7 protein-coding genes are annotated in these 8,434 nt (G+C 68.7%); all 7 read left to right on the top strand.

Going from position 1 to position 8,434, the window contains the following annotated elements; genetic code table 11:
* Positions 1–235: 235 nt before the first annotated feature.
* The 7 genes from ABT004_RS35150 (at position 236) to ABT004_RS35120 (ending at position 8,308) form a co-directional block, all read left to right on the top strand.
* Positions 236–1,279, top strand: a complete 1,044-nt coding sequence (locus tag ABT004_RS35150; protein WP_351345480.1) for an ABC transporter substrate-binding protein — start codon at positions 236–238, stop codon at positions 1,277–1,279.
* Positions 1,280–1,283: 4 nt separating this feature from the next.
* Positions 1,284–2,141: a siderophore-interacting protein gene (locus ABT004_RS35145; RefSeq protein ID WP_351345477.1), complete on the top strand. Its 858-nt coding sequence runs from the start codon at positions 1,284–1,286 to the stop codon at positions 2,139–2,141.
* 162 nt (positions 2,142–2,303) lie between these two features.
* Positions 2,304–3,746: a lysine decarboxylase DesA gene (desA, locus tag ABT004_RS35140; RefSeq protein ID WP_351345474.1), complete on the top strand. Its 1,443-nt coding sequence runs from the start codon at positions 2,304–2,306 to the stop codon at positions 3,744–3,746.
* Positions 3,730–5,025, top strand: coding sequence for a lysine N(6)-hydroxylase/L-ornithine N(5)-oxygenase family protein (locus ABT004_RS35135; protein WP_351345471.1), 1,296 nt, complete (start codon positions 3,730–3,732; stop codon positions 5,023–5,025). The genes desA and ABT004_RS35135 overlap by 17 nt, the downstream gene beginning before the upstream one ends.
* On the top strand, positions 5,022–5,582 hold the full coding sequence (locus tag ABT004_RS35130; RefSeq protein WP_351345468.1) for a GNAT family N-acetyltransferase: 561 nt from the start codon (positions 5,022–5,024) through the stop codon (positions 5,580–5,582). The genes ABT004_RS35135 and ABT004_RS35130 overlap by 4 nt, the downstream gene beginning before the upstream one ends.
* Positions 5,579–7,351 carry an IucA/IucC family protein gene (locus tag ABT004_RS35125; RefSeq protein ID WP_351345465.1) on the top strand — a complete coding sequence of 591 codons (1,773 nt, stop codon included), beginning with the start codon at positions 5,579–5,581 and terminating at the stop codon, positions 7,349–7,351. The genes ABT004_RS35130 and ABT004_RS35125 overlap by 4 nt, the downstream gene beginning before the upstream one ends.
* Positions 7,352–7,447: 96 nt before the next feature.
* Positions 7,448–8,308, top strand: a complete 861-nt coding sequence (locus ABT004_RS35120; RefSeq protein ID WP_351345462.1) for a DUF4429 domain-containing protein — start codon at positions 7,448–7,450, stop codon at positions 8,306–8,308.
* Positions 8,309–8,434 lie beyond the last annotated feature (126 nt).

Here is an 8,434-nt window from a genome sequence, read left to right as displayed (position 1 = left end):
GCGGATCCCCGAGTCCGGAGGACGGCCCCCGTGCTCAAAAGATTGGGGCTCTGCCCCATACCCCGCTGCTCAATCGCCGCAGGGGCTTAAATGGCTCACCCGTGCGCGGGGGCTTGAAGGGCCGGGCCGCAGGCGCAGGGGCCCGGCCCCTGGACAACCGGGGAAGTTAGGTTAACCTACCCTGAGTTCCACACCCGCCCGGTCGCCGCCTCGGCACGTCCGAAAGTTGCCCACCATGCCCAACGCCCTGTCCCGCCCCACCCGCCGCGGCATCCTCGCCGCGACCGGCGCCATCGGCCTCGGAGCCGCGCTTGCCGCCTGCGGCGACGGTGGCTCCAAGGACGGGGGTTCGAGCTCGGCGGGTGCCGCCAAGAAGTCCGGCCCCTGGTCGTACAAGGACGACCGCGGCAAGACCGTGAAGCTGGACAAGGTTCCGACGAACATCGTCGCCTTCACCGGCATGGCCGCCGCGCTCTACGACTACGGCATCCAGGTCAAGGGCGTCTTCGGCCCGACCACCACGAAGGGCGGCAAGCCCGACGTCCAGGCCGGCGACATGCCCGTCGACAAGGTCACGGTCATCGGCAACGAGTGGGGCCAGTTCAACATCGAGAAGTACGCGGGGCTCGCCCCCGAGGTGCTGCTCACCACGATCTTCGACGGCGCGGGCACCCTCTGGTACGTCCCCGAGGAGTCCGCCAAGAAGATCGCCAAGCTCGCCCCGAGCGCCGGCATCTCCGTCTACGACCGCCAGCTCACGACACCGCTCGAGCACGTCTACAAGCTGGCCGAGTCGCTCGGCGCCGACCTGAAGGCCGACAAGGTCGTCAAGGCCAAGAAGCGCTTCGAGGACGCCGCCGCCCGGCTCCGCAAGGCGGCCAAGGCGCACCCCGACATCAAGGTCCTCGCGGGTAGCGCGAGCCCCGACATCTTCTACGTCTCGGGCACGAACCTCTCCGTCGACCTGGAGTACTTCAAGGCGCTCGGCGTGAACTTCGTGGAGCCCTCGGAGGGTGCGAAGAAGGCGTCCGGCGGCTGGTTCGAGAACCTGAGCTGGGAGAACGTCAACAAGTACAAGGCCGACATCATCATGATGGACGACCGCGCCCAGGCCATTCAGCCCGCCGACGTCGACGAGCCGACCTGGAAGAAGCTGCCGGCGGTCAAGGCCGGCCAGGTCATCGCCCGCTCCCCCGAGCCGATCCTCTCCTACGACAAGTGCGCTCCCATGCTGGAGAACCTCGCGAAGGCCATCGAGACGGCGAAGAAGGTGTCCTGATCCCATGACGACGACGACCGAAGCCCCCGCTGTCGCACCTTTCCGATTCTTCGATCTGCAAGTGGTCCGCACGCGGCGGCTCGGTCCGTCGCTCCTCAGGGTCACCTTCACCGGGCAGGACCTCGCCGACTTCCACGGCGGCGGCCGGGACCAGTCCCTCTCCCTCTTCCTGCCGCACCCGGGCCAGGACGCCCCGGTCATGCCGCCCGTCACGCCCGGCGAGGACGGCCGCGCCTGGCACGCGGCGTACCGGGCGATCCCGGACGGCGAGCGCGCGATCATGCGCTCGTACACGCTGAGCGGCCAGCGCCGCTTCCCCGCGGAGGAGGTCGACATCGACTTCGTGCTGCACGACGACGACCCGTCGACCTCGGGCCCCGCCTGCCGCTGGGCCCGCGCCGCGACCCCCGGGGACCGGGCCGTCGTGCTCGGCCCGGCGATCGCCGACAACGCCGCGGTGCGCTGTCAGCCCCACGACGACTTCGACCACATCCTCATGTGGGGCGACGAGACGGCGCTGCCCGCCGCGCTCGGCATCCTTGCCTGGCTGCCCGAACACGTCTCGGCGCACGTGTACTTGGAGGTTCCGCACCGCGCGGACATCCAGCCGATCATCACGCTCGCGGATGTGGACGTGACCTGGCTGGTCCGTGACGAGGGCGCACCCTCGGCCGTCGACGCCGTGCGCTCCGCGCGGCTTCCCGAGGCCACAAGTCCGTACGCCTGGCTGTCCGGTGAGTCCGGGGCGATGAAGGAGCTGCGGCGGCACCTGGTGCGCGAGCGGGGGTACGACAAGCGGGCGGTCACCTTTGTCGGGTACTGGCGGCGCGGCATGAGCGAGGACGCGCTGCGGGCGGCGTAACGCCCGTAGGCGACTGGACATTCCAGCCATACCAGCCACGGAACAGGGGGCGGGGTCGCGAGCCAAAGTTAGGTTAGGCTAACCTAATCCAAGGGCTCGCGACCCCGCCCTTTTCCTGCCCCACCCGGGAACCACCCCCCCACAAACCCGGAGGAACCGTTCATGCGCTCGCACCTGCTCAACGACACCACCGCGGAGCTCTACCGCAACTCCGTGACCGAGGGAGTCGAGCGGGTGGCGGCCAAACTCGCCACCACCACAAGGCCGTTCACCGGCGTCACCCCGGACGCTCTCGCCCCCACCGTCGACGCCGTAGATCTGGACGAGCCGCTCCAGGACACCATCGCCGCCCTGGACGAGCTGGAGGACGTCTACCTCCGCGACGCCGTCTACTTCCACCACCCCCGCTATCTCGCCCACCTCAACTGCCCGGTCGTCATCCCGGCCGTGCTCGGCGAGGCGATCCTCGCCGCGGTCAACTCCTCGCTCGACACCTGGGACCAGTCCGCGGGCGGCACGCTCATCGAGCGCAAGCTCATCGACTGGACCACCGGACGGATCGGCCTCGGCCCCGCCGCCGACGGCGTGTTCACCTCCGGCGGCTCGCAGTCCAACCTTCAGGCGCTGCTGCTCGCACGGGAGGAGGCCAAGTCGCAGGACCTGTCCACGCTCCGCATCTTCGCCTCCGAGGTCAGCCACTTCAGCGTCAAGAAGTCCGCGACGCTGCTCGGCCTCGGCCCGGAAGCGGTCGTCTCCATCCCGGTCGACCGGGAGAAGCGCATGCAGACCGTGGCCCTCGCCGCCGAGCTGGAGCGCTGCCGCGAGAACGGCCTCGTCCCCATGGCCGTCGTCGCGACCGCGGGCACGACCGACTTCGGCTCCATCGACCCGCTGCCCCAGATCGCCGAGCTGTGCGCCCAGTACGACACGTGGATGCACGTCGACGCCGCGTACGGCTGCGGGCTGCTCGTGTCGAACAAGAACCGGGACCGGATCGACGGCATCGAGCGCGCCGACTCGGTCACCGTCGACTACCACAAGTCCTTCTTCCAGCCGGTGAGTTCGAGCGCGATCCTGGTCCGTGACGGGGCCACGCTGCGGCATGCCACGTACCACGCGGAGTACCTCAACCCGCGCCGTACCGTCGCCGAGCGGATCCCCAACCAGGTCGACAAGTCCCTGCAGACCACGCGCCGCTTCGACGCGCTCAAGCTGTGGCTGACGCTGCGCGTGATGGGCGCGCAGGGCATCGGCGGCCTCTTCGACGAGGTGTGCGATCTGGCGTACGAGGGCTGGCAGTTGCTCGCATCCGACCCACGCTTCGACGTGGTCGTGGAGCCGAGCCTGTCCACGCTCGTCTACCGCTACATCCCGGCCGACGCCACGGACCCCACGGACATCGACCGCGCCAACCTCCATGCCCGCAAAGCCCTGTTCGCCTCCGGTGACGCCGTCGTCGCGGGCACCAAGGTGGGCGAGCGCCAGTACCTGAAGTTCACTCTGCTCAACCCCGAGACGACCCTCGAAGACATCTCGGCCGTCCTCGACCTCATCGCCGGCCACGCCGAGCAGTACCTGGGAGACACCCTTGACCGCGCATCCTGAGACGACGAAGAAGAGCGTCCACGACTTCATCGGGATCGGACTCGGCCCCTTCAACCTCGGTCTCGCCGCGCTCACCGAGCCGATCGACGAGCTGAACGGGCTGTTCATCGAGTCCAAGCCGGACTTCGAGTGGCACTCGGGGATGTTCCTCGAGGGCGCCCACCTCCAGACCCCGTTCATGTCGGACCTGGTGACGCTCGCGGACCCCACCTCTCCGTACTCCTTCCTCAACTACCTGAAGGAATCGGGGCGGTTGTACTCGTTCTACATCCGCGAGAACTTCTATCCGCTGCGCGTCGAGTACAACGACTACTGCAAGTGGACGGCCGCCAAGCTGTCGTCCATCCGCTTCTCGACGACCGTCACCGAGGTGCACTACGACGAGGCGGCCGAGCTGTACCTCGTGCACACCGACAAGGGCGAGACCCACCGGGCCCGCCGCCTCGTCCTCGGCACCGGCACCCCGCCGTACGTCCCCGAGGCGTGCCAGGGCCTCGAGGGCGACGGGGTCGTCCACAACTCCCGCTACGTGCAGCACAAGGAGCAGCTCCAGAAGAAGAAGTCGATCACGCTGGTCGGCTCCGGGCAGTCCGCCGCCGAGATCTACTACGACCTCCTCGGCGAGATCGACGTGCACGGCTACCGGCTGAACTGGGTGACGCGTTCGCCGCGCTTCTTCCCGCTGGAGTACACCAAGCTCACGCTGGAGATGACGTCCCCGGACTACATCGACTACTTCCACAAGCTGCCGGAGCAGACCCGCTACTCCCTGGAGGAGCGGCAGAAGGGCCTGTTCAAGGGCATCGACGGCGAGCTGATCGACGCCATCTTCGATCTGCTCTACCAGAAGGGCCTGAACGGTCCGGTGCCGACGCGTCTGCTCACCAACTCGGCGCTGCGCACGGCCGGTTACGAGTCCGCCACCGGCACGTACACCCTCGGCCTGCACCAGGAGGAGCAGGACAAGGAGTTCGAGCTCGAGACCGAGGGCCTGATCCTCGCCACCGGCTACAAGTACGCGACGCCCGCCTTCCTGGAGCCGGTCAAGGACCGCATCCGCTGGGACGGCAAGGGCCGCTACGACGTCGCCCGCAACTACTCGATCGACACCACGGGCCGCGGCATCTTCCTGCAGAACGCGGGCGTGCACACCCACTCGATCACCAGCCCCGACCTGGGCATGGGCGCCTACCGCAACAGTTACATCATCGGCGAGCTGCTCGGCACCGAGTACTACCCCGTCGAGAAGACCATCGCGTTCCAGGAGTTCGCAGCATGAGCACGACCACCCGCACGCTGGGCAAACTGTCCCTCCGACCCGTCGACGCACAAGGCGACGCCGAGCTGCTGCACCGCTGGGTCACCGACCCCAAGGCCGCCTACTGGCTGATGCAGGACGCGAAGCTCCAGGACGTCGAGCGCGAGTACATGTCGATAGCGGCGCACGAGCACCACGACGCGTTCCTCGGCCTGCACGACGGCGAACCGGCGTTCCTGATGGAGCGCTACGACCCGCGGTACGTCGAGCTGGTCGGCCTGTACGAGCCCGAGCCCGGCGACATCGGCATGCACTTCCTCACCGCGCCCTCCGACGTCCGCGTCCCGGGCTTCACGCGCGCCGTGATCACGACGGTGATGGAACACCTCTTCGACGACGCCTCGGTGCGACGCGTCGTCGTCGAACCCGACGTGGGGAACAAGGCAGTTCACGCCCTGAACGAGGCCGTCGGCTTCGTCCCCGCGCGTGAGATCGACAAGCCGGAGAAGAAGGCGCTGCTGAGCTTCTGCACGCGCGCCCAGTTCGAAGCGGCCACGGGAAGGACCACCGGAGCATGAGCATCGCCGACGCCGCCACCCACCTCTCCCCCGAGCGCTGGGCCGAGGCCAACCGCCTCCTCATCCGCAAGGCCCTGGCCGAGTTCAGCCACGAGCGGCTCCTGATACCGGAAGCGATATCCGGCGGCCGGTTCTCCGTCCTCAGCGACGACGGCCTGACCCGCTACGAGTTCACCGCGCGCCGCCTGCGCCTCGACCACTGGCAGGTGCCCGCCGACTCGATCACCCGCCACCGCGACGGCGCCGAACTCCCGCTGAACGCCCTGCAGTTCTTCATCGAACTGAAGGAGAGCCTCGGCCTCAGCGACTCGACGCTCCCCGTCTACCTGGAGGAGATCTCCTCCACACTCTCCGGCACCTGCTTCAAGCTGACGAAGCCGTACCTGTCCTCCGCCGAACTCGCCGCCTCCGGCGACTTCCAGGCGATCGAGACGGGCATGACCGAGGGCCACCCCTGCTTCGTCGCGAACAACGGCCGCCTCGGCTTCGGCATCCACGAGTACCTCTCGTACGCCCCCGAGACCGCAAGCCCCGTCCGGCTGATCTGGCTGGCCGCGAGCCGCGAGCGCGCGGCGTTCACAGCGGGCGTGGGCCTGGAGTACGAGTCGTTCCTGCGCGCCGAGTTGGGCGACGCCACCCTGGAGCGCTTCGACACGGTCCTGCGCGACCAGGGCCTCGACCCGGCCGACTACCTCCTCATCCCCGCCCACCCGTGGCAGTGGTGGAACAAGCTCTCCGTCACCTTCGCCGCCGAGATCGCGCAGCGGAACCTGGTGTGCCTGGGCGAGGGCGACGACGAGTACCTGGCGCAGCAGTCGATCCGCACGTTCTTCAACAAGAGCGAGCCCTCCAAGCACTACGTGAAGACGGCCCTCTCGGTCATCAACATGGGCTTCATGCGCGGCCTTTCGGCGGCGTACATGGAGGCGACGCCGGCGATCAACGACTGGCTCGCGAACCTCATCGAGAACGACGAGGTGCTCAAGGAGACCGGCCTGACGATCATCCGCGAGCGCGCGGCCGTCGGCTACCGGCACCTGGAGTACGAGGCCGCCACCGACCGCTACTCGCCGTACCGCAAGATGCTGGCGGCGCTGTGGCGGGAGTCCCCGGTGGACTCGCTCGGCGAGGGCGAGCGCCTGGCGACCATGGCGTCCCTCCTGCACGTGGACCGCGAGGGCAAGTCCTTCGCGGGGGCCCTGATCGAGCGCTCGGGCCTGACCCCGCGCGAGTGGCTGAAGCCCTACCTGAAGTCGTACCTGACGCCCCTCCTGCACAGCTTCTACGCCTACGACCTGGTGTTCATGCCGCACGGCGAGAACGTCATCCTGGTCCTGGACGAGCAGGGCGTCGTCAAGCGGTCGATCTTCAAGGACATCGCCGAGGAGATCGCGGTGATGGACCCGGACGCGGTCCTGCCGCCCGCGGTCGAGCGCATCAAGGCCGAAGTCCCCGACGACATGAAGCTGCTCTCCATCTTCACGGACGTCTTCGACTGCTTCTTCCGCTTCCTCGCGGCGAACCTCGTCGAGGACGGCGTCGTGGACGAGGAGACGTTCTGGTCGGCGGTCGCGGACTGCGTGGGCGACTACCAGGGCGCGATGCCCCAACTGGCCGAGAAGTTCGAGCGGTTCGACATGTTCGCCCCCAACTTCTCCCTCTCCGCCCTCAACCGCCTCCAGCTGCGCAACAACGAGCAGATGGTCGACCTGGCGGACCCGTCGGGCGCCCTGCAACTGGTGGGCGACCTGGAGAACCCGATCGCCTGACCCCATCGCCTGCCCCCATGACCGGGTAGGGGCTCGGGAGACGGTCCTCCCGGGCCCCTTTCCCGTACGAGGCCTTTCTCGTACGAGAATGGCGGCATGGCGGAAATCATCCAGCGCGACGGCACCTGGACGTATCTCGGCGACACGCTGCGGCTCGTGCCGGGGCGCGACAAGGGCGTGCACCCGCTCCGCAAGGCGCTGGGCGAGCTGACCGTGCCGCTGACGGCGCTCGCGGGCGCCTCCTTCGAGCAGGGCAAGAAGACGGGCCGACTGCGCCTGCGGGACGGCGCGGACCCCCTCCTCCACGCGACCGGCGGCAAGCTGACCGAGGGCGCGGACCCGTACCAGCTCACCGTCGAGTCGGACCGCTACGGCGTCGCGGAGTACTTCGTCGACGAGGTCCGCAACGCGCTGCTCCTGGACGAGATCCCCGCCTCGCCCTGCCCCACGTACCTCCTGCCGGGCCCCGCCGTACCGCTGTCCGTCTCCGCCGGGGACGGCACGGCGAGCTTCGACGGGGAGCGGGTGCGCCTGGAGTGGAACTGGAAGACGGAAGAGGCCAAGTCCTCGGCCGGCACCCGGGTCCTGGCCCTCTCCGACATCACGGCGGTCGAGTGGCAGCCGGCGATCGGCCTGGAGAACGGCTGCCTCCGCTTCACGGTCCGCTCCTCCCCGACGAAGGCACCCCCGAAATACGACCCCAACTCCATCGAACTCTGGGGCTTCAAGAAGGACCCGCTGATGGCCCTCGTGGCAGCGGCGGTCCAGGCCCGCCTTCCCCGTCCGGGGCCGACCGGGGCCGTGCCGCCGGTCCCGGTCCCGGAGAAGACTCCGCCGGAGGACGATCACGACGCCCTCCTCCGTCGCCTCCGGGAGTTGGGCGACCTCCACCAGGCCGGGGTCCTGACGGCCGACGAATTCGCCACGGCCAAGTCAGCGATCCTGAAACGCATGTGAGAGCGGCACCGCCCCAAAAGATCGGGGCTCTGCCCCGTACCCCGCTGCTCAATCGCCGCAGGGGCTTAAAAGACCAAGCCCCGCCGGCGATTGAGGCGCGGGGTCCGGGGCGGAGCCCCGTGGCCG

Source organism: Streptomyces sp. NPDC002790, assembly GCF_040295505.1.
Lineage (GTDB): Bacteria > Actinomycetota > Actinomycetes > Streptomycetales > Streptomycetaceae > Streptomyces.
Note: the sequence above shows the minus strand (reverse complement) of the source record. Positions and strands in the feature narration are given on the sequence as shown.

What these genes read in the sequence shown, in the direction of transcription:
- ABT004_RS35150 (WP_351345480.1), top strand. Translation starts at nt 236, where the DNA reads ATGCCCAACGCCCTGTCCCGCCCCACCCGCCGCGGCATCCTCGCCGCG.
- ABT004_RS35145 (WP_351345477.1), top strand. Translation starts at nt 1,284, where the DNA reads ATGACGACGACGACCGAAGCCCCCGCTGTCGCACCTTTCCGATTCTTC.
- desA (WP_351345474.1), top strand. Translation starts at nt 2,304, where the DNA reads ATGCGCTCGCACCTGCTCAACGACACCACCGCGGAGCTCTACCGCAAC.
- ABT004_RS35130 (WP_351345468.1), top strand. Translation starts at nt 5,022, where the DNA reads ATGAGCACGACCACCCGCACGCTGGGCAAACTGTCCCTCCGACCCGTC.
- ABT004_RS35125 (WP_351345465.1), top strand. Translation starts at nt 5,579, where the DNA reads ATGAGCATCGCCGACGCCGCCACCCACCTCTCCCCCGAGCGCTGGGCC.
- ABT004_RS35120 (WP_351345462.1), top strand. Translation starts at nt 7,448, where the DNA reads ATGGCGGAAATCATCCAGCGCGACGGCACCTGGACGTATCTCGGCGAC.